Annotated in this window: 19 protein-coding genes; 10 read left to right on the top strand and 9 right to left on the bottom strand. The window is 70.3% G+C overall.

Going from position 1 to position 17,522, the window contains the following annotated elements; translation table 11 throughout:
* Nucleotides 1–54 precede the first annotated feature (54 nt).
* From SLINC_RS28470 to ilvA, 3 genes are all read right to left on the bottom strand, one after another.
* On the bottom strand, nt 55–855 hold the full coding sequence (locus tag SLINC_RS28470) for an ABC transporter permease (RefSeq protein WP_067438568.1): 801 nt from the start codon (nt 853–855) through the stop codon (nt 55–57).
* Nucleotides 852–1,838, bottom strand: coding sequence for an ATP-binding cassette domain-containing protein (locus SLINC_RS28465; protein ID WP_067438565.1), 987 nt, complete (start codon nt 1,836–1,838; stop codon nt 852–854). The genes SLINC_RS28470 and SLINC_RS28465 overlap by 4 nt, the downstream gene beginning before the upstream one ends.
* 205 nt (nt 1,839–2,043) lie before the next feature.
* Nucleotides 2,044–3,273, bottom strand: a complete 1,230-nt coding sequence (gene ilvA / locus SLINC_RS28460) for a threonine ammonia-lyase (RefSeq protein WP_067438562.1) — start codon at nt 3,271–3,273, stop codon at nt 2,044–2,046.
* Nucleotides 3,274–3,436: 163 nt separating this feature from the next.
* Between ilvA and SLINC_RS28455 the strand changes: the two genes are divergently transcribed.
* The 3 genes from SLINC_RS28455 (at nt 3,437) to SLINC_RS28445 (ending at nt 4,909) form a co-directional block, all read left to right on the top strand.
* Nucleotides 3,437–3,943: a MarR family winged helix-turn-helix transcriptional regulator gene (locus SLINC_RS28455; RefSeq protein ID WP_182449310.1), complete on the top strand. Its 507-nt coding sequence runs from the start codon at nt 3,437–3,439 to the stop codon at nt 3,941–3,943.
* 203 nt (nt 3,944–4,146) lie between these two features.
* Entirely contained in the window at nt 4,147–4,650 is a 504-nt protein-coding gene (locus tag SLINC_RS28450) for a sigma factor-like helix-turn-helix DNA-binding protein (RefSeq protein ID WP_067438559.1), read from the top strand.
* Nucleotides 4,651–4,663: 13 nt separating this feature from the next.
* Nucleotides 4,664–4,909, top strand: a complete 246-nt coding sequence (locus SLINC_RS28445) for a hypothetical protein (RefSeq protein WP_067445802.1) — start codon at nt 4,664–4,666, stop codon at nt 4,907–4,909.
* A gap of 84 nt (nt 4,910–4,993) precedes the next feature.
* Here the strand turns inward: SLINC_RS28445 and SLINC_RS28440 are convergent, their stop codons facing one another.
* Nucleotides 4,994–6,148 carry a cystathionine gamma-synthase gene (locus tag SLINC_RS28440; RefSeq protein ID WP_067438557.1) on the bottom strand — a complete coding sequence of 385 codons (1,155 nt, stop codon included), beginning with the start codon at nt 6,146–6,148 and terminating at the stop codon, nt 4,994–4,996.
* A 205-nt stretch (nt 6,149–6,353) separates the two neighbouring features.
* On the opposite strand from SLINC_RS28440, the gene SLINC_RS28435 reads away from it, so the two are divergent.
* The 5 genes from SLINC_RS28435 to SLINC_RS28420 all read left to right on the top strand — a co-directional run bounded on the left by SLINC_RS28435 (nt 6,354) and on the right by SLINC_RS28420 (nt 11,596).
* Nucleotides 6,354–7,472, top strand: a complete 1,119-nt coding sequence (locus tag SLINC_RS28435) for a hypothetical protein (RefSeq protein ID WP_067438554.1) — start codon at nt 6,354–6,356, stop codon at nt 7,470–7,472.
* A gap of 29 nt (nt 7,473–7,501) precedes the next feature.
* Nucleotides 7,502–7,639, top strand: coding sequence for a hypothetical protein (locus tag SLINC_RS48360; RefSeq protein ID WP_162494825.1), 138 nt, complete (start codon nt 7,502–7,504; stop codon nt 7,637–7,639).
* A gap of 82 nt (nt 7,640–7,721) precedes the next feature.
* The gene (gene msrA, locus SLINC_RS28430; RefSeq protein WP_067438551.1) at nt 7,722–8,435 is read left to right on the top strand and encodes a peptide-methionine (S)-S-oxide reductase MsrA; all 714 of its coding nucleotides are present in this window, start codon (nt 7,722–7,724) and stop codon (nt 8,433–8,435) included.
* A 135-nt stretch (nt 8,436–8,570) separates the two neighbouring features.
* Nucleotides 8,571–10,403 (top strand): matrixin family metalloprotease, encoded by a 1,833-nt coding sequence (locus tag SLINC_RS28425; protein WP_067438548.1) that lies wholly within the window; start codon nt 8,571–8,573, stop codon nt 10,401–10,403.
* A gap of 77 nt (nt 10,404–10,480) precedes the next feature.
* On the top strand, nt 10,481–11,596 hold the full coding sequence (locus SLINC_RS28420) for an AI-2E family transporter (RefSeq protein WP_067438546.1): 1,116 nt from the start codon (nt 10,481–10,483) through the stop codon (nt 11,594–11,596).
* A gap of 45 nt (nt 11,597–11,641) precedes the next feature.
* Here SLINC_RS28420 and SLINC_RS28415 read toward each other — a convergent pair whose 3' ends face one another.
* The gene (locus tag SLINC_RS28415; protein ID WP_107406871.1) at nt 11,642–12,907 is read right to left on the bottom strand and encodes a PucR family transcriptional regulator; all 1,266 of its coding nucleotides are present in this window, start codon (nt 12,905–12,907) and stop codon (nt 11,642–11,644) included.
* Nucleotides 12,908–13,189: 282 nt separating this feature from the next.
* On the opposite strand from SLINC_RS28415, the gene SLINC_RS28410 reads away from it, so the two are divergent.
* Nucleotides 13,190–14,065, top strand: coding sequence for a DUF4394 domain-containing protein (locus tag SLINC_RS28410; protein WP_067438540.1), 876 nt, complete (start codon nt 13,190–13,192; stop codon nt 14,063–14,065).
* An 18-nt stretch (nt 14,066–14,083) separates the two neighbouring features.
* On the opposite strand, the gene SLINC_RS48125 is transcribed toward SLINC_RS28410, so the two are convergent.
* From SLINC_RS48125 to SLINC_RS28400, 3 genes are read right to left on the bottom strand one after another with little or no spacing between them, the layout of a single operon-like run.
* Nucleotides 14,084–14,278 (bottom strand): hypothetical protein, encoded by a 195-nt coding sequence (locus SLINC_RS48125; protein ID WP_152038999.1) that lies wholly within the window; start codon nt 14,276–14,278, stop codon nt 14,084–14,086.
* Nucleotides 14,279–14,287: 9 nt separating this feature from the next.
* A complete protein-coding gene (locus SLINC_RS28405; RefSeq protein WP_225988341.1) occupies nt 14,288–14,965 on the bottom strand; it encodes a hypothetical protein in 678 nt (225 codons plus the stop codon).
* A 49-nt stretch (nt 14,966–15,014) separates the two neighbouring features.
* Nucleotides 15,015–15,770, bottom strand: a complete 756-nt coding sequence (locus tag SLINC_RS28400) for a carbonic anhydrase (protein WP_182449212.1) — start codon at nt 15,768–15,770, stop codon at nt 15,015–15,017.
* Between the two features lie 294 nt (nt 15,771–16,064).
* Between SLINC_RS28400 and SLINC_RS28395 the strand changes: the two genes are divergently transcribed.
* Nucleotides 16,065–17,006 carry a DUF5829 family protein gene (locus tag SLINC_RS28395; RefSeq protein ID WP_067438537.1) on the top strand — a complete coding sequence of 314 codons (942 nt, stop codon included), beginning with the start codon at nt 16,065–16,067 and terminating at the stop codon, nt 17,004–17,006.
* A gap of 57 nt (nt 17,007–17,063) precedes the next feature.
* Here SLINC_RS28395 and SLINC_RS28390 read toward each other — a convergent pair whose 3' ends face one another.
* Nucleotides 17,064–17,447, bottom strand: coding sequence for a VOC family protein (locus SLINC_RS28390; RefSeq protein WP_067438534.1), 384 nt, complete (start codon nt 17,445–17,447; stop codon nt 17,064–17,066).
* Nucleotides 17,448–17,522: the final 75 nt, after the last annotated feature.

Raw genomic sequence — 17,522 nt, 5'->3', positions numbered from 1 at the left:
CGGCGTCCTGGGACGCCGGGGCATCGTCGTGTCCGGCCGGGGCCGCCCGAGCGGTCAGCCGCCTGCCCGGCGGTACTTGCGGACCGCGAGCGTGCGGAAGACCAGGATGATCACGACCGACCAGATCAGCGAGGCCCACACGGGGTGCTGCATGGGCCAGGCGTCGGGCGTCTGGAAGCCCGGCGGGAGGTTGCCGAACAGTTCACGGCACGCCTGGACGGTCGCGCTGAAGGGGTTCCATTCGGCGATGTGGCGCAGGAAGCCCGGCATCTGGTTGGCGTCCACGAAGGCGTTCGAGATGAACGTCAGCGGGAACAGCCAGATCAGACCGCCCGAGGTGGCCGCTTCGGGGGTGCGCACGGACAGGCCGATGAGCGCGCCGATCCAGGAGAACGCGTACCCGAGGAGCAGGAGCAGGGCGAATCCGGCGAGCACCTTGCCGAGGTTCTCGTGCGTGCGCCAGCCCACGATCAAGGCGACCACGGCCAGGACGACGAGGGTGAGCGCCGTCTGTACGGAGTCGGCGAGGGTCCGGCCGGTCAGCACCGCGCCCCGCGCCATGGGCAGGGAGCGGAACCGGTCTATGAGGCCCTTGTGCATGTCGTCGGCGATGCCCGCCCCGGCGCCCGCCGTGGCGAAGGTGACGGTCTGGGCGAAGATGCCCGCCATCAGGAACTCGCGGTAGGCCTGGGTGGAGGTGGACGAGCCGACCTGGATCGAGCCGCCGAACACGTAGGTGAACAGCACGACGAACATGATGGGCTGGACCAGCCCGAAAATGATCATCTCGGGAATCCGGCCCATGCGGATCAGATTCCGGCGGGTGATGACCAGGGAGTCGTTCACCGCGCTCACTGGGTGGCCTCCTTCTTGCCGTTCTCCTCGTCCTTGGCCTCGGCCTCGGCGACATGGCCGGTCAGGGAGAGGAAGACGTCGTCCAGGGTGGGTCGGCGCAGGCCGATGTCGTCTATCTCGATGCCGCGGACGTCCAGTTCACGGATGACCTCGGCGAGGAGCTTCGCGCCTCCTGTGACGGGCACGGTGAGCTTGCGGGTGTGCTCCTCGACGGTGGTCTCGCCCTTGCCGAAGCCGGCCAGCACCTCCCGGGCGGTCGCGATGTGCTCGCGCTCGTGCACCACGACCTCGACGCGCTCGCCGCCGGTGCGGGCCTTGAGCTGGTCGGAGGTGCCGCGGGCGATGACCCGGCCGTGGTCGACCACGGCGATGTCGTGGGCGAGGTGGTCGGCCTCCTCCAGGTACTGGGTGGTCAGCAGCAGCGTCGTACCGCCGGAGACCAGCTGTTTGATGACCTCCCACAGCTGCTGGCGGTTGCGCGGGTCGAGGCCGGTGGTCGGCTCGTCCATGAACATCACGGGCGGGGACACGACGAGTGCCGCGGCCAGGTCGAGCCGGCGGCGCATGCCTCCGGAGTAGGTCTTCGCGGGGCGGTCGGCGGCGTCGGCGAGGCGGAACTGCTCCAGCAGCTCCTCGGCCCGGGCCTTCGCGGCCTTGGCCTTCATCTGGTAGAGCTGTCCGACCATCTGGAGGTTCTCGCGGCCGGTGAGGTACTCGTCGACCGCGGCGAACTGTCCGGACAGGCCGATCGAGCGCCGCACCGCGTCCGGTTCCTTGAGCACGTCGATGCCCGCGACGACGGCCTTGCCGCTGTCGGGCCGCAGCAGGGTCGTCAGACAGCGGACGGTGGTCGTCTTGCCCGCGCCGTTCGGCCCGAGCAGGCCGAGCACCGTGCCCTCGGGCACGTCGAGGTCGACACCGTCCAGAGCCCTTACGTCACCGAAGGTCTTGACCAGACCTTCGGCATGGATGGCGCCTGGCATATAAGTCTCCACGTCTTCGGGGATTCTTCGGAAAGCCTAGATTTGTACGATTCATTCCGCTTGTTCCGCTCGTTCCGCCTGGTGGATGACGGAATCGCGAGGTCGTTCGCAGTGGCACGAGACACACCATAACGCGATGTATCGCGTCTCTCAACGGGATTACCCGAACGGGTGACGAAGCGGAATCCCGGCCTCGGCCGATGTCTCAGCCGATGACGGTGTACCCCGCGTCGCGCAGGGCTTGGCCGACCTCGACGCAGTGCGCCGGGCCCTTCGTCTCCAGGTGCAGCTCGACCTCCGCCTCCGTGAGCCCGAGCCGTGGGTCGGTCCGGACGTGGCTCACGTCGAGGACGTTAGCGTCCACCACTGACAACGTCCCGAGAAGTGTCGCGAGAGCACCGGGCCGGTCCGTCAACCTGAGGCGTACGGCCAGGTAGCGGCCCTGCGCGGTCATGCCGTGCCGCAGGACGCGCTGCATCAGCACCGGGTCGACGTTGCCGCCCGACAGCACCGCGACCACCGGGCCCTCGAAGGCGCCCGGGTCACTCAGCAGCGCCGCGACCGGACTCGCCCCGGCCGGCTCGACGACCAGCTTGGCCCGCTCCAGGCACAGCAGCAGCGCGGCGGACAGCTCGTCCTCCGTCACCGTGCGCACCTCGTCCACCAGCTCGCCGACGATCCCGAACGGCACGTCGCCGGGCCGCCCCACCTTCATACCGTCGGCCATCGTCGCCGGGTTCTCGATCGACACCGGGTGCCCCGCCGCCAGCGAGGGCGGGTACGCGGCCGCGCCCGCCGCCTGCACGCCGATGATCCGCACATCCGGCCTGAGGGACTTCACCGCCACCGCGACACCGGCCGCGAGACCACCGCCGCCGATGCCCACGACGATGGTGCGCACCTCCGGGCACTGCTCCAGGATCTCCAGGCCGACCGTGCCCTGACCGGCGATGACGTCGGGGTGGTCGAAGGGGTGGATGAACACCGCGCCCGTGCTGTCCGCGTACTCCTGCGCGGCGGCCAGCGTCTCGTCGACGACCTGGCCGTGCAGCCGCACCTCGGCGCCGTAGTCCCGGGTGGCGCTGATCTTCGGCAGCGGGGCGCCCTTCGGCATGAACACCGTGGACCGCACGCCGAGCAGGGAGGACGCCAGGGCCACGCCCTGCGCGTGGTTGCCCGCGCTAGCGGCGACGACGCCGGCGGCCCGCTCCTCGGGCAGCAGTCCGGCGATCCGGACGTAGGCGCCGCGCAGCTTGAACGACCCGGTCCGCTGGAGGTTCTCGCACTTGAGGTGCACCGGCGCGCCCACCTGCTCGGACAGGTACCGGCTGCCCTCCATCGCGGTCGTCCGCGCCACACCCGAGAGCATCTTCTGGGCTCCGCGTACGTCGTCGAGGGTGACCGGCGGTACGGAGGGGGCCTCGCGGTAGTTCATGCCTCAAGTCTCGCAGTTCACACGCACGCGCTCGCTCTGTGACCAACCTCCGAGACTGGTTTGCGCAGCGCCGGTACGGCCCGCCGCCCGGCCGCGTACCCTGTCCCCCAACCCAGCACCCCCTTCATGAAGTGAGCCCCCGGCCATGCCCACAACACCAGAAATGTCGATGGACATGACGACCGTCGGTGACACCGGTCTTCTCGACACGTTGCAGCACGAGGTGGCGGTCTTCGCCCGCCGTGCCGAACAGACCCGGCTCGGCGGGGTGGGGCAGGTGCGCAACTCCATGGACCGAGCCGCGTACCTGCTGCTCAACCGGCTCGACAAGGAAGGCCCGATGGGCGTCAAGGCGCTCGCCGCGAGCATGGGGATCGACTCGTCGACGGTCACCCGGCAGGTGGCTCCGCTCGTCGACACCGGCCTGGTCAAGCGCACCTCGCACCCCGAGGACGGACGCGCGGTGGTGCTCCAGCTGTCCCCGCGCGGGCTGTCCCGGCTGGAGGAAGTGCGCTCCTCCCGGCGTCAGTTGATGGCCGAGCTGACACACGACTGGGCGCCGGAGGAGCGCGAGGCGTTCTGCACGCTCCTCACGCGCTTCAACAGTGCACTCTCCGCCCGGATGGCGATCCAGGGCGTACCGGGCGCGGAACCGCCGTCGGCCTCCTGAGGGCCCGCCAGACACACCTGGCTCATTACTCCGACCGGGCGTCGGCCCCCTTGGTCTCCTTGACGCCCGCCGACGCCCGCCACGCGCGCGGGGCAGCCGTTTCCCGCACGGGTCCGGCTCGCTCCTGCGCGACTCTTGACCGGCGGGCCGGGGCTGGCCTCAGATGAGGAGCAGCAGCAGGATCGCCCTCAGGGGGAGGCGCGGTGCGAGGACGGTATGCGTCACGGGGCGCCCGCCGGGCCCGGGAGTTCGAGGCGTTCGCCGCGGGCGCGGCCGGGCGGCTGCTGCATGCCGCCACGCTGCTGACGGCGGAGGACCCGCGCGACAACCCACGCGCGCGGCGCCTGCTGACGCTGGCCCTGGCGCACACGTACGCGTGCTGGGACCGGCTCCGCGGTGAGGACCCCTACGACCGCACCCGCCAGTACCTGGCCACCCGCTTCGCGCACGGGGCGTGGCACCAGTACGGCGCGCTCGGCCGCACCCGGTCCCGCGCCACCGGCGCCCTGGCCCGGCTCAGCCCTCAGGAACGCCTGATCCTGGTCCTCAGGCTGTACGAGGGGGTCGCCGAGGAGCAGGCGGCGGCCCTGCTCGGCCTCTCCCAGGAACGCGTCCGGGCGATCTGCGACCGCGCGATGACGACCCTCCTGCACCCGCCGCGGGGACCCGCCCCGAGGCCGGTCGGCGTGAAGGTGGCCCCCTCATGAGGCGGTGCGGCGCGTGAACCAGCCCCGGCGGGAGGCCGCCGTACGGCAGATCCTGGAGGGCGGGCCGGCGTCCGTGCCGCCGGAGCTGTACGCGGACGCCGTGCGCCGCGGCGGCCGGATGCTGCGCCGCAGGCGGGCCGCGCGCCGTCTGATGTGGCTGCTGCTGTTCGCCGCGACGGTGGCGTTCGTCGTGTGGGCGCTGGTGGCCCAGCCCTGGGTGGAGCCGCCTTCGGAGACGACGCCACCGTTGGACTGGTGAGCCCACCCGACTCCACCCGGCTCCGGGCTCACCGCGGCGCACGTACGGTCTCGGCGACCCCACGGGCCGCCGAGACCGTACGGACTATCCCAGTGCCTGCCGCAGGTCCTCCAGCAGGTCCTCGACGTTCTCGATGCCCACGGACAGCCGTACGAGATCGCCGGGCACCTCCAGCGCCGAGCCGGCCGCGGAGGCGTGCGTCATGCGGCCGGGGTGCTCGATCAGCGACTCGACGCCGCCCAGGGACTCGCCCAGCGTGAACACCTTGGCGCGGTTGCAGACCTCGACGGCCGCCTCCTCGCCGCCCTCGACGCGGAAGGAGACCATGCCGCCGAACGCGCGCATCTGCTTGGCGGCGACCTCGTGGCCGGGGTGGTCCTCCAGGCCCGGGTAGAGCACCCTGCTCACGCGCGCGTGCCGGGTCAGCATGTCGGCGACCTTGGTCGCGTTCTCGCTGTGCCGGTCCATCCGCACCGACAGCGTCTTGGTGCCGCGCAGCACCAGCCAGGAGTCGAAGGGCCCGGCGACCGCGCCCATGGCGTTCTGGTGGTACGCCAGCTCCTCGCCGAGGTCGGGGTCGCTGACGACCAGCGCGCCGCCGACGACGTCCGAGTGGCCGCCCATGTACTTGGTCAGGGAGTGCACCACGACGTCCGCGCCGAGGGCCAGCGGCTGCTGGAGGTACGGCGTGGCGAAGGTGTTGTCGACGACGAGCCGGGCGCCCGCGTCGTGCGCGACCTGGGCGACGGTGGCGATGTCGGTGATCCCGAGCAGCGGGTTGGAGGGGGTCTCCACCCACACGGCCTTGGTCTTGGGGGTGATGGCGGCCCGTACCGCGGCGGGGTCGGAGGTGTCGGCCACCGACCACTCCACCCCCCACCGGGAGACCACCTTGGCGAACAGGCGGAACGTGCCGCCGTACGCGTCGTTCGGGATGACCACGTGGTCGCCGGGGCTGAGCAGCGTACGCAACAGGCAGTCCTCGGCCGCCAGTCCGGACGCGAACGCGAGGCCGCGACGGCCGCCCTCCAGGGCCGCGAGGTTCTCCTCAAGGGCCGTCCTGGTGGGGTTGGCGCTACGGCTGTACTCGTAGCCCCCGCGCAGGCCGCCCACGCCGTCCTGCTTGTAGGTCGAGACCTGGTAGATCGGCGGGACGACCGCGCCGGTGAGGGGATCCGCGGTGTTTCCCGCATGGATCGCCAGGGTCTCGAAGTGCTGACTGATGTGCCTGTCACTCATGGGCCCCGAGCGTAGCCCGCCGACGGGGCCGATGGCGGACGCCGAGGTCGGACCGGGCGACCCGGCCCCCAGGACCCGGGCAGCCCGGTCGCTGGGACCCGGGCGGCCCGGTCGCCGGAGGGGGCCGCGGACCTTGTCCGCGAAGTTATCCACAGGCCGGCGACCCTGTTGGCCAATTGTCGGCGGCGTCTGGAACCCTTGAGGCATGGAAATCCTCTGGGTCCTGATCGCGCTGGTCATGCTGGGCTTCGTGCTGCTCCCCGTCATGCGGCGCCGCCGCGGCATGATCGAGCAGGTCCACCCCGGCCACCCGGACGCCGCGGACCCCGCGAACTACGGCTTCGTGCAGCAGGAGGAGCTGGACATCCGGATGCCCGGCCCCGACCAGGACCTGCTGGACGTCCTGGACGTGGTGCAGCGCTCGCAGGACCACAAGGCGGCCTCGCAGCTGCTGGCCGGCACCGAGACCGAGGGCGAGCTGCGCTGGCAGCGCGTGCAGGCCTTCGCCGGTGCCGCCTCGCTGGAGCTGCGGCAGCGGCCCGGCGGCGTCAGTGAATCGCCGGGCGGGCAGTGGCTCAGGGTGTGGCGGGCCGAGGCGCCCAAGGACGCGGGCGGCGCGGCGGTGCACGCGGAGTTCCTGGTCCAGCAGGCGTGGCGGACGGCGGCGCCCGGCACGGACGAGTTCCGGATCATCATGGAGGAGGCGAGGGCGGCCTGCGGCGACGCGGCGCTGCTCGCCCCCGGTGACCCGATCCCGTACATCATCGAACTGTCGGTGGCGCGCGGACTGGCGTATCCCCGGCCGGAGTTCGAGCAGCTGTGGCTGAAGATCCTGGACCGCGCCCCGAACCACATGGGGGCGCATCTGGCCGCGCTGCACTACTGGTGTGAGAAGTGGCACGGCTCCCGGGCGCTGGCGTACGACTTCGCGGAGGCCGCGGCCGCGCGGGCGCCGAGAGGATCCCTGCTGGCCGCCATGCCGCTCTTCGCGGTCTTCGAGCACCTGCCCGAGGTGAACCTGGTCAGCGGCTTCTACCAGAGCGAGGTCGTGACGAAGGCGATCCACGGCGCGCTGCACGCCGTGCACTCCGCCCGCGCCGACGACCCGATGCTGGCGCACGTCCGGCATCTGCTGGTCTTCTTCCTGGTGCGTTCCGAGCGCTGGGCGGAGGCGATGAGCCAGCTCGTCCACATCGACGGCCATGTCGGCGCCCTGCCCTGGACCCTGTCCTCCGACCCGGCGGCGGAGTTCGCGGTCTACCGGGCCATGGCGGTCGCGGGCTACGAGGCGAACGGCGGCAGCCCGGCGACCCTGCCGCACTGAGCGCCGAGCCGTCCGACGAAGCGCCCGAGATGCGGGCCCTGGTCGACGCGGCGCTCGCGGACGTGGCCGCCGTGGCCGCGGCCGACCCCTCCCACCCGCGCCTCGCGGAGGTCGAGTTCTGCCGGATGCGCGACCTGAGCCTGGCGAACGCGTCGGCAGCTGCCTGACCGGACCCGGTGACGGAATGCGGGGCGGTATCCGGGCGTTGGTCCGGGTGCCGCCCCGCCCGGTTCGAAGAGGAGCCCGCCCATGCTGTTCGGCCGTACGCCCGTCCTGCCCACCGCCGAGCAGGCGCTGACGGGCCGCTCGAAGCCGATCTTCTCCCTCCCCGGCCGCCACACCGTCCTCGGCACTCCTCTGCTCGGCCCCTACCCCGAGGGTTACGGGACCGCCGACTTCGCCCTCGGCTGCTTCTGGGGCGCCGAGCGCAGGTTCTGGCAGCTCCCGGTCGGTGTCTGGACCACCCTCGTCGGCTACCAGGGCGGCCACACCGAGAACCCCACCTACGAAGAGGTCTGCTCGGGCCTGACGGGCCACACCGAGGTCGTCCGCGTGGTCTTCGACCCGGCCCTGATCTCCTACGAGCGTCTCCTCAAGACCTTCTGGGAATCCCACGACCCCACCCAGGGCTTCCGCCAGGGCAACGACGTCGGCACCCAGTACCGCTCCGCCGTCCACACGCACACCCCGGCCCAGGCAGCCGCCGCCGAGGCCTCCCGCACCGCCTACCAAAAGGTCCTCACCGCCTCCGGCCACGGCACGATCACCACGGAGATCCTGCCGTCCGAGGGCCGCCCCTTCTATCCGGCCGAGGGGTACCACCAGCAGTACCTGGACAAGAACCCCGCCGGGTACTGCGGCATCGGAGGGACGGGGGTCGAGCTGGGTGACCCGTTCGAGACGAACTGGGGGGTGTCGTGCCCGACGGGCGTCGCACCTGCTCCGCAGAGCACGGAGAAGTAGCACGCGGTCCCGGCCGACGCCGCCCTCGGCGACGACGACCGTGTGGGCGAGGCGGGGCCGGGTTTTCTACGCTTTCGCGGCTCTATGCCGCCGCCATGGATGAGAGGAGTCTTCACACAACGGAAGGAATGAGTCATGACGGCTCAGCGATTCGCACTGGAAGTGAAAGAACTGCGTCGCGGCGATGAGCATGAGGAAGTCGGGAAGTTACAGAAGTACCTGACGAAGTACGGGTACTTGACCACCACGGTGACACCCGGAAAGCTCGACGACGCCACGAGTGACGCGCTTCGGATGTTTCAGGGCATCGGAGGAATCAGCGCGACAGGCGAACTGGATCCGAGTACCGTCGACGCGCTTGAGCAGCCGCGATGCGGAGTACCGGATCTGCCCACGGTAAATGCCGCCCGCCGAGGGCAGAGCGCGGATTTCGTTCTGCGCGGCTGCAATTACCCCAAGCTGACCTTCACCTACCGGTTCACCAACGGTACCGACGACATCGCCGGTACCGATGAACGTGCGGCTGTCCGGCGCGCATTCGCCACCTGGGCCTCGGTATTGCGTGGCGTGAGCTTCCGGCAGGTCAGCACGGCGAATTCGGACTTTGTGATCGGCTGGCACACCGGAGATCACAGGGACGGCTCCGCCTTCGACGGCATCGGCAACACTCTGGCGCACGCCTTCTATCCGCCGCCGTGCGGCGGAGCGAACGCCGGCTCGCTGCACTACGACGACGCGGAGACATGGAGTCTCACCGGAACCGCCCAGACATTCGACGCGGAGACGGTCACGCTCCACGAGATCGGCCACTTGCTCGGCCTCGATCACTCGGCCGTAACAGGTGCTGTCATGTTCCGCAGCTACGGAGGAGTCCGCCGCAGCCTGACACAGGACGACATCGACGGGATCAGGCGCCTCTACCCCGCGCTGGAGCGCCGCGGCGACAGTGCCGAACAGGCGGGCTTCGTCGGTGAGATCAGCGCCGCGCGCCACAACGACAACCACGCCCTGACCGCCGTCCGCACCCAGGCCGGCACGTTGAAGCTCATCGGATGGCGCCTCAACGCGGACGGTTCCGTGAGCCGTACGGGAGACAGTGCCGAGCAGGCCGGTGCGGCCACCTCGATCGCCCTCGCCCGCTCCACCACCGGTGACCGGTTCGTGACGGCCTGCCGGACCGGTGCGGGCGATCTCAAGCTGATCAGCTGGTCCGTCAGCAATGACGGCACCTCGATACAGCGGCGCGGGGAGAGCGGGAACCAGGCAGGCGCGGCCACTCTGATCCGGGTCGTCCCGGCGAGTCCACTGCTCTGGACGACCGCCTGCCGCAACGGCAGCGGCAATCTGTCGGTCATCGTCTGGAGCCTGAGGCCCGACGGTTCCTTCGCCCGGCTCGCGGACAGCGGAAACCAGGCCGGCGAGGTCCGGGACGTGGACATGGCCGTCGTCGACACGCGACTGGTCCTCACGGCCGTGCGGGACGGATCGGACAATCTCAAGCTCATCCTCTGGCGCGTGACCGACCAGTCCGTGCAGCGCCTGGGAGACAGCGGCAACCAGGCCGGAAACAGCAGGCTGGTCAAGGTCTTCATGGACCCGTCCGGGGTCGCGGTGACCGCGGTCAAGACCGCGTCCGACACCCTGAAGCTGATCACATGGCGCGTCCAGCCCAGCGGCATGATCCAGCGGCTCGGAGACAGCGGGGAACTGGCCGGGAACACCAACGGCCACGATGTCGGTGCGGCCCCCGACGGACGGCTGGCGACCTCCGTCATCACCGAGGCAGGGACCCTCAAGGTCATCCTCTGGCAGGTGGCCGGTGACGGAGTGGTCACCAGGTGGGGAGACAGCGACGACCTCGCAGGCGCCGCCACCCTCCCGGCCTTGGTCAAACCGCAGGGCCAGAACGTTCTCACCGCGGTCCGAACGGCGAGCTCCACTCTCAGGCTCATCACCTGGGGGACCTGACCTCAGGTCCCTGGACCGCTCGCCGGTACTGGAGTGCCCGATGCCTGTGGGACCCGAGTGCCCCATAGGGTGCATCCGTGACTGCCACGTTGAGTTCTACGAAGGCCCGCGCAGCGCTCCGTACGTCGGCGCGTTTCTCCGCGGAGCTGCTGCTCATATTGCTGATGCTCGCGGTGACCCTGTGGGTTGTGGGCCGGATGTGGTCGGTGGTGTGGCCGCTGGTGGTCGGGCTGCTGCTGACCACGCTGACCTGGCCGCCGACGCGGTTTCTGCGTCGGCACGGGTGGAAGCCCGCCCTCGCCGCGTCGGCCGTGACGGTGCTGTTCCTTCTGGTCGCCATGGGTGTCGTGGCATTGATCGCGGTACCGGTGGCCTCCCAGTCCGGGGAGCTGAGCGACGGGGTGTTCAGGGGCGTTCAGGAGGTCCGGGAGTGGGCCGCCGGGCCGCCGTTGAACATCGACGACGCCGAGATCAACAGGGCCTTCGACAGCGCGGTGTCCCGTGCGCAGGACGGTCTGGGGAATGTGGCCGGGGCGGTCGTCACGGGCGTGAGCACCGTGCTGAACGGACTGGTCACCGCCGTCCTGGCGCTCTTCCTGATGTTCTTCTTCCTCAAGGACGGCCCGCGGTTCCTGCCGTGGCTCGCCCGTCAGCTGCCCGGCCGCCTCGCCACCGACGTGCCGACCGTGGCCGCGCGCGGCTGGGACACGCTGGGCTCGTTCGTCCGCTCCCAGGCGGCTGTCGGCCTGCTCGACGCGGTCCTGATCGGCCTGGGCCTGTGGATTCTGGGGGTACCGCTGGTGCTCCCGCTGGCCGTACTGACCTTCGTCTCCGCGTTCGTGCCGATCATCGGTGCTCTGTTCGCCGGTTTCGTCGCGGTTCTCATCGCGCTGGTCTCCAACGGCCTGACGGACGCGCTGATCGTGCTGGCCATCATCGTGGTGGTGCAGCAGCTTGAGGGCAACGTGTTCCAGCCCATGATCCAAAGTCGTGGGCTCGGCCTCCACGCGGCCGTGATCCTGCTGGCGGTGACGTTGGGCGGCAGTCTCGCCGGCATCGTGGGCAGCCTGCTCGCCGTACCGGTCGCCGCGCTGATCGCGGTGGGCTGGGGCTATGTACGTGAGCAGCTCAGCGAACCCTCCCAGGACCCGGGGGCGGACGAGCCGGACACCGGCGCGCCTGTCCCGTCCTAAGCCCTGCCCTAGGCTCGGTCCGGCGGACAGCCCCGGCCCCCGTCGTCACGTTCCCGACAAGTGCCGGGTCACGACCGCGCTGAGTGTGCGGACGCCGCGGGTCGAGCCGGGGTCGATGCCGGTGAGCTCGCGGACCCGGCGCAGGCGGTAGTCCAGGGTGCGGGTGTGGACGTTGAGGGCCCTCGCCGTGGCACCGCGGTGCATGTCGTGGCGGTAGTACGCGTCGAGGGTGGACAGGAGGTCGGGGCCGGGCTCCAGGCGGCGGGCCACGGTGCGGAGCCAGTCGTCGACGAACGGCACGTCCGCTACGGCGAGTTCGACGAACACGTCCGCCAGGGTGTGCGGCCGCAGCCGGGCGGACGCGCGGCGCACTGGAGCCGCCCGGCTGATCCGCCGGGCGCGGTCCAGCGCGTCGGCCAGCTCCGGCAGTGGCGCGGTGGCCGTGCCGACGGCGCAGGGGCGGCCGAGGGCGCGGGCGAAGTCCCCGACGAGATCCGGCAGATGGCCGGGGACGAGGTCGGGCAGAAGGTCGGCGACGGCCCGCGGCGGTGGATTCTGCGCTGCCCCGGCGCCGGAGGGCAGGGAGGACAGGAGGGACAGGGGAGACAGGGGGAACAGGGCGATCAGCTCACCGCTCCCGTCGCCGCCCTCCGGTCCCCACATGACCGGCGCCCCGTGGCTCTTCACCAGCGCCTCGATCTCGTTTTCCAGGAAACGATCGACGGTGGGCCGGTCCGGTAGCCGGAACACCGTCACCGCGCAGTGATCCGGCAGTTCCATGTCGAGGGCCTCGGCGAGTTCCGCCGCAATAGGATCTCCGTTCAGCAATGACCGGGCCAGCAGGGCGACCTGCTCGGTATACGGAATTCGGCGGCGCAGCACGCGCACGAATCCCTGGCGGTAGGCACCGATACCGCGTTCACCCTGCGGGGCGAACCAGGTCATCATGCGCATGAGTTCGTCGACACCGCCGCCGCGCTGGGCATCGGTCGCCTCGTTGATCTCCCGCAGCATGAGCGCGGTGTGCACGCGCAGCACCCGCTGCCGCGAGTCGAGCGACATCCCGGCTCCGGCCCGCAGCTCCCCCATCGACGCGATGTAGTCGAGATCGTCCTTGCTCAACTCGCTGTTGTCCGGCGACAGTTCGACGGTACGACGTCGGAGCCACATCGCGTGCTCCAGCGTCTCGGCCCGGGCCCGTGGGTCCTTGTCCAGGAACCCGAACTCCGGGATCTCACGTGTGTATGTCTCGACCTCACGGCGGGCGTTGGTCGACGCCTGCCGGGCCAGCTCGGCGAAGAGGCTCCCCATGGACGCGAGCATGTCAGTCGGGACGAACGGCCGACAGCCGAGTTCCGGACGGCGTTCATCACTTCGCACAAAACGGCGCCAAGTATATCGACAGGGCTTTTGTCACAGTGCGCAAAATTCTCGGATCAGGGCGTTCTCGTCACCACTTCCGCTTGTGGAGGAGGTGTGAAGCGGCCTTAATGAGAACCGCGTTGCCGTCCCCGGTAATCAGTACGGGCGGGCGCAGGGGAATTCTCAGCCAGGCGCCTCGCACGGCGCCGGCCAAACGGGAGGGAAACACCGATGAAAGCAGGCACGAGAAAGAGAATCACGGCGGCGGTCGCGGTCGGGGTCGCATCGGCGGCACTCATGATCGGCTCGCCGGGCACCGGCTCGGCCGCCCCCGCCGCCGCGCCCGGTCTGCGCGCGTTCGGGATCAGCGGCGACGGCACCCTGATGGCCACGTTCACGACCGACCGGCCGCAGACCCTCGACTGGGTCAGGGCCGTCACCGGCCTCAGCGGCGACACGAGCCTGATCGGGATCGACTTCCGGGTGCAGGACGGCCTGATGTACGGCGTCGGCAACAAGGGCGGCATCTACTCGATCAAGACCCCGCCGGCCACCACGGACGCCGTGGTCACCAAGGTGTCCCAGCTCCAGTACGCGCTGCACGGCACGAACTTCGGCGTCGACTTCAACCCGGCGGCCGACCGTCTGCGCGTGATCAGCGACAACGGCCAGAACCTGCGGCACAACCTCAACGACCACAGCACCATCCAGGACCTGAACCTCACCACCCCGCCGATCGAGGGCACCACCAAGGGTGTCTCGGCCGCCGCCTACACGAACAACGACCTCAACGCGGCCACCGCGACCACGCTGGTCGACATCAACACGACCAGCGACCAGGTCGTCCTCCAGTCCCCGGCGAACAACGGCACGCTCGCCCCGACCGGCAGCCTCGGCTTCGACGCCGGGATCAACGCCGGCATGGACATCTACAGCACCCTGTCCGGCGGCAGGACGGTCGACAACGCCGCCTTCGCCACCCTCACCCCGCCCGGCGCCGGCACGCCCTCGCTGTACAGCGTCAACGTCTTCACCGGCCAGGCCACATCCCTCGGCCAGTTCCCGCTGAACATCACGGACCTGGCCATATCCCTCACCGGTTCCTGATCCCGGCGGTCGGGCGCCCTAACCGCTGTTCGCGGCGATGGCGCGTACGGCTCGGGCGCAGGCAGACCAGCGGGCGCCGTCCCGGGTGCGCACAACTTTGACCGGCGGTTCCGCGCAGGTCCTGCCGTGCCATGTGCAGCGGGCTTCGCGGAAGGACACGCTGCGGGGATCGAGGCCTTCCGGGAAATCCGGCCAGTCGTCGAGCGATGTCATGCCGCGAGGCTAGCCGTCGGCGGCGACGGGCACAGCCGCGTACCGGAACTCGCCACCCGGCCCCGGCAGTCGGGAGTACGGCCTCCAGTCGAGGACGTATGTGCCGCGCAGGGTGCAGGTGTTGGGCTCGTAGGTGCCGTCGGCCCACAGCAGGGTGCCGGTGAGCTCGTGGTCCTGGTGGATCCTGAACTCCCGGTCACGCGTGGGTCTGCGGCCGGGGGTGGGCGGAGCCCACAGGGCGGCCTCGTTGGTCAGCATGACGGCGAGGCCGTTCCGGTCCGGGTGGCGGCAGAAACGCTCCAGTCGGGCGATGTCCCGGACGAAGTGGAGGCGGGCGAGGTCTGTCGCGGCATGCCCCTTCAGGGCGTAGTCCTCGGCGGGTGTGCCCGCGGTGCCCGCCACGGCACCTGTCCAGCGGCGGGTGAAGTACTTGAACTCGATCGCCGTGCGGGCCGAGGGGCCGATGCACAGGAGGTCCAGATACTCGGCCCTGCCCGCGTACCTCTGCGGTACCTCCAGTCTGGAGTGCACGTCCGGGGCGAGTTCCCACAGCGCGCGGGCGAAGCTGTGCTGGAGGTCGGCCTCGGAGTGGAAGACCGGCCTGTGGCGGCGGAGTCGGGCGATGACGTCGTCGAGTGGAGTCCGTCCGGCGATGGTTCTGTCGCCGGACACCGGTGCCGTGGTCACGGTGCCATTGAATCGGACCTCGCCACCCGTCGGGCCGACGGTGCCGCGGTCAGGCCGACGGCGCCCCCGTCAGCACCTCCACCTTCCCCGTGTCGAGCGAGTAGTACGCGCTGACCACGGCCAGATCGCCCTTCGCGACGAGCGGGGCGAGGTCCTTGTTGGAGCGCAGGGCCGCGGAGGTCTGCTTGACGTGGATGCGGATCATGGCGTCCACGGGGTCGGGGTGCTTGGACTTCACCGTCTCCTTGTACGCCGGGCGCAGCGCGTCGGAGATCGCCTGGAGGTTGCCCGGCAGGCTCTTGCCGTCACTCATCGCCTGGTACGCGGCCTTGATGGCGCCGCAGCGCTGGTGGCCGAGGACGACGATGAGGGGGGTGCCGGAGGTGAGGGGGCCGTACTCGACGGAGCCGGTGACGACCGGGCCGACGACCTGGCCACCGGTGCGCAGGACGAACAGGTCGCCGAGGCCGGTGTCGAAGAGGAGCTCCGGCGGGACGCGGGAGTCGATGCAGGAGAGGATCACGCCGTAGGGGTCCTGCTCCTGGGAGACGAGTTCGCGGCGCCCGGGGTCGCGGTCGGGGTGCTGGAGGGCGCCGTCGACCCAGCGCTCGTTGCCGTCCATCAGCCGTGCGAACGCCGTCCAGGGCGAGTCCGGCCGCGTGGTCGGGGTCGCGGAGGCGGCGGCCGCCGGGGTGGCGGCAGGCGTGCTGTCCGTCTTCGACGAACAGCCGGTTATCAGGGCCGCGGTCGTCACCAGGCCGCCGGCGAGAAAGGCCCTGCGCTGCGGCTGTCGAACACCAGTCATGTCTGCTCCCGTTGCGGTGCCGTGCTTGCGGTGCCGTGCTTGCGGTGCCACTTTCGCGGGCGGCCGGTTAGCACCCGTACAGCGCTGATCAAGGGCGCGGGAAGCGTCTGTGCAAGGTACGAAGGGTCATACGGCGTGGCACTGGGTCACCGGACAACTGGGGCGTCGGGCAGGAGAGTCACCGGACAGAGGGGCACCGGACAGAAGGGATTCGAGAATATTTGTTCGAATCCTCGGTGGAGGCAAATCCTCCGTCCTAAGCTCACCCGCATGCTGATTCATCGGACATTACGGATGATCATGGTCATCGTCCTGGCCCTGGCCGCGGCGATCGGGGGCGGCGCCACGACGGCGCTGGCCGAGCAGAACAGAACCGAGCAGAACAGAACCGTCGAGGAGAGCGACCCGGCCGCGGGCCGGCAACTGCTGTTCTACAACCACGCGTACGGCGTGCTCGACCGGGAGACCGCCGACGCCGTCGAGCACTCGCCGTACCTGCGGACCTTCGCCAACTTCCAGGTCCGCACCACCACCGGGGCCGGCGGACAGACCTGGACCGGCCGCTATCTGATGGGCCGTGAGACCTACTTCGAGCTGTTCGGGGTGGGCGACCTGCCCGGCCAGGACGGCGTACTCGGCGCCTCCGGCATGGGCGTCTCGACCGAGCGGACCGGCGACCTCGCGACGGTGACCGAGCGGCTGCGCGCGCGGGGCATCACCCCGATCGAGTTCCAGCAGACGCGCGACTTCGGCGACGGCGTTCCCGTGCCGTGGTTCGACGCGATCTTCACCATCGACCAGTACGACCACTTCGGGGGCTGGGGCATGGAGTACGAGCCGACGTACTTCGACGACCCGCGCAGCAACACCGAACCGGCCTCCTTCCCCGGTGACATCAGCCGGGAGCGCTACCTCAACGACGTCTACCGCGACCGTCTGATGCGTGACGTGACCGCGGTCCATCTCGCGGTGACCGCACGGGACCTGGCCAACACGGTGCCGCTGCTCAAGGCGGGCGGTTTCGCCGTACGGACGTCGGCGGACGGTGACGTGGTCGCGCGGCGCGGTGGCACGGACCTGCACTTCGACGCCGTACCGATCGAGCGCATCGGGCTCCAGAAGGTCGAGTTCGCGCTCAACAAGGCCGTGTCCCGGCACGACGAGCGCATCGGCAACTCGACCCTCGCCGTCGGCCCGGGCCCCCGTGCCGTATGGACGTTCGACGCCAGGCAGTGACCGAGCCGGAGGGCGCGAACCCGAGGACCCGAGGACCCGAGGACCCGAGCCTGAGGGCTAGCCTCCGCTGCCGTACGGCCGCGTGAGGATCTCCAGGCTGTGCCCGTCGGGATCGTCGAAGTAGGCGCCCCGGCCCCCGTCGTTGCGGTTGATCTCGCCGGGACGGCGGTGGCCGGGGTCCGCCCAGTAGGTCAGGCCCGCCGCCCGGATGCGGGCGAAGATCGTGTCGAAGTCGTCCTCGGAGACGAGGAAGGCGTAGTGCTGCGGCGTGATCGGGTCGCCCGTGTCCACGTAGTCGAGGGTCACGCCGTTGGGGATCCGGACCGGGACGAACGGGCCGTACGGGGGGCTCACCGACAGCCCCAGGATGTCGGCCAGAAACCGTGCCGAGGCGTGCTTGTCATGTGCGGCGACGATGGTGTGGTTCAGCTCAACAGTCATCGAGGTCCTCCTCGTACCGACCATACTCCGCGAAAGGTTAAGGTAAGCCTTGCCTTAGCAAATTGCGGAATGGTC

The organism is Streptomyces lincolnensis, from assembly GCF_001685355.1.
GTDB classification, from domain to species: Bacteria; Actinomycetota; Actinomycetes; order Streptomycetales; family Streptomycetaceae; genus Streptomyces; species Streptomyces lincolnensis.
Note: the sequence above shows the minus strand (reverse complement) of the source record. Positions and strands in the feature narration are given on the sequence as shown.

Coding starts and splice junctions, on each gene's coding strand:
- SLINC_RS28465 (WP_067438565.1), bottom strand. CDS start 1,838: ATGCCAGGCGCCATCCATGCCGAAGGTCTGGTCAAGACCTTCGGTGAC.
- ilvA (WP_067438562.1), bottom strand. CDS start 3,273: ATGAACTACCGCGAGGCCCCCTCCGTACCGCCGGTCACCCTCGACGAC.
- SLINC_RS28455 (WP_182449310.1), top strand. CDS start 3,437: ATGTCGATGGACATGACGACCGTCGGTGACACCGGTCTTCTCGACACG.
- SLINC_RS28440 (WP_067438557.1), bottom strand. CDS start 6,148: ATGAGTGACAGGCACATCAGTCAGCACTTCGAGACCCTGGCGATCCAT.
- SLINC_RS28435 (WP_067438554.1), top strand. CDS start 6,354: ATGGAAATCCTCTGGGTCCTGATCGCGCTGGTCATGCTGGGCTTCGTG.
- SLINC_RS48360 (WP_162494825.1), top strand. CDS start 7,502: ATGCGGGCCCTGGTCGACGCGGCGCTCGCGGACGTGGCCGCCGTGGCC.
- msrA (WP_067438551.1), top strand. CDS start 7,722: ATGCTGTTCGGCCGTACGCCCGTCCTGCCCACCGCCGAGCAGGCGCTG.
- SLINC_RS28425 (WP_067438548.1), top strand. CDS start 8,571: ATGACGGCTCAGCGATTCGCACTGGAAGTGAAAGAACTGCGTCGCGGC.
- SLINC_RS28415 (WP_107406871.1), bottom strand. CDS start 12,907: ATGGGGAGCCTCTTCGCCGAGCTGGCCCGGCAGGCGTCGACCAACGCC.
- SLINC_RS28410 (WP_067438540.1), top strand. CDS start 13,190: ATGAAAGCAGGCACGAGAAAGAGAATCACGGCGGCGGTCGCGGTCGGG.
- SLINC_RS48125 (WP_152038999.1), bottom strand. CDS start 14,278: ATGACATCGCTCGACGACTGGCCGGATTTCCCGGAAGGCCTCGATCCC.
- SLINC_RS28400 (WP_182449212.1), bottom strand. CDS start 15,770: ATGACTGGTGTTCGACAGCCGCAGCGCAGGGCCTTTCTCGCCGGCGGC.
- SLINC_RS28395 (WP_067438537.1), top strand. CDS start 16,065: ATGATCATGGTCATCGTCCTGGCCCTGGCCGCGGCGATCGGGGGCGGC.
- SLINC_RS28390 (WP_067438534.1), bottom strand. CDS start 17,447: ATGACTGTTGAGCTGAACCACACCATCGTCGCCGCACATGACAAGCAC.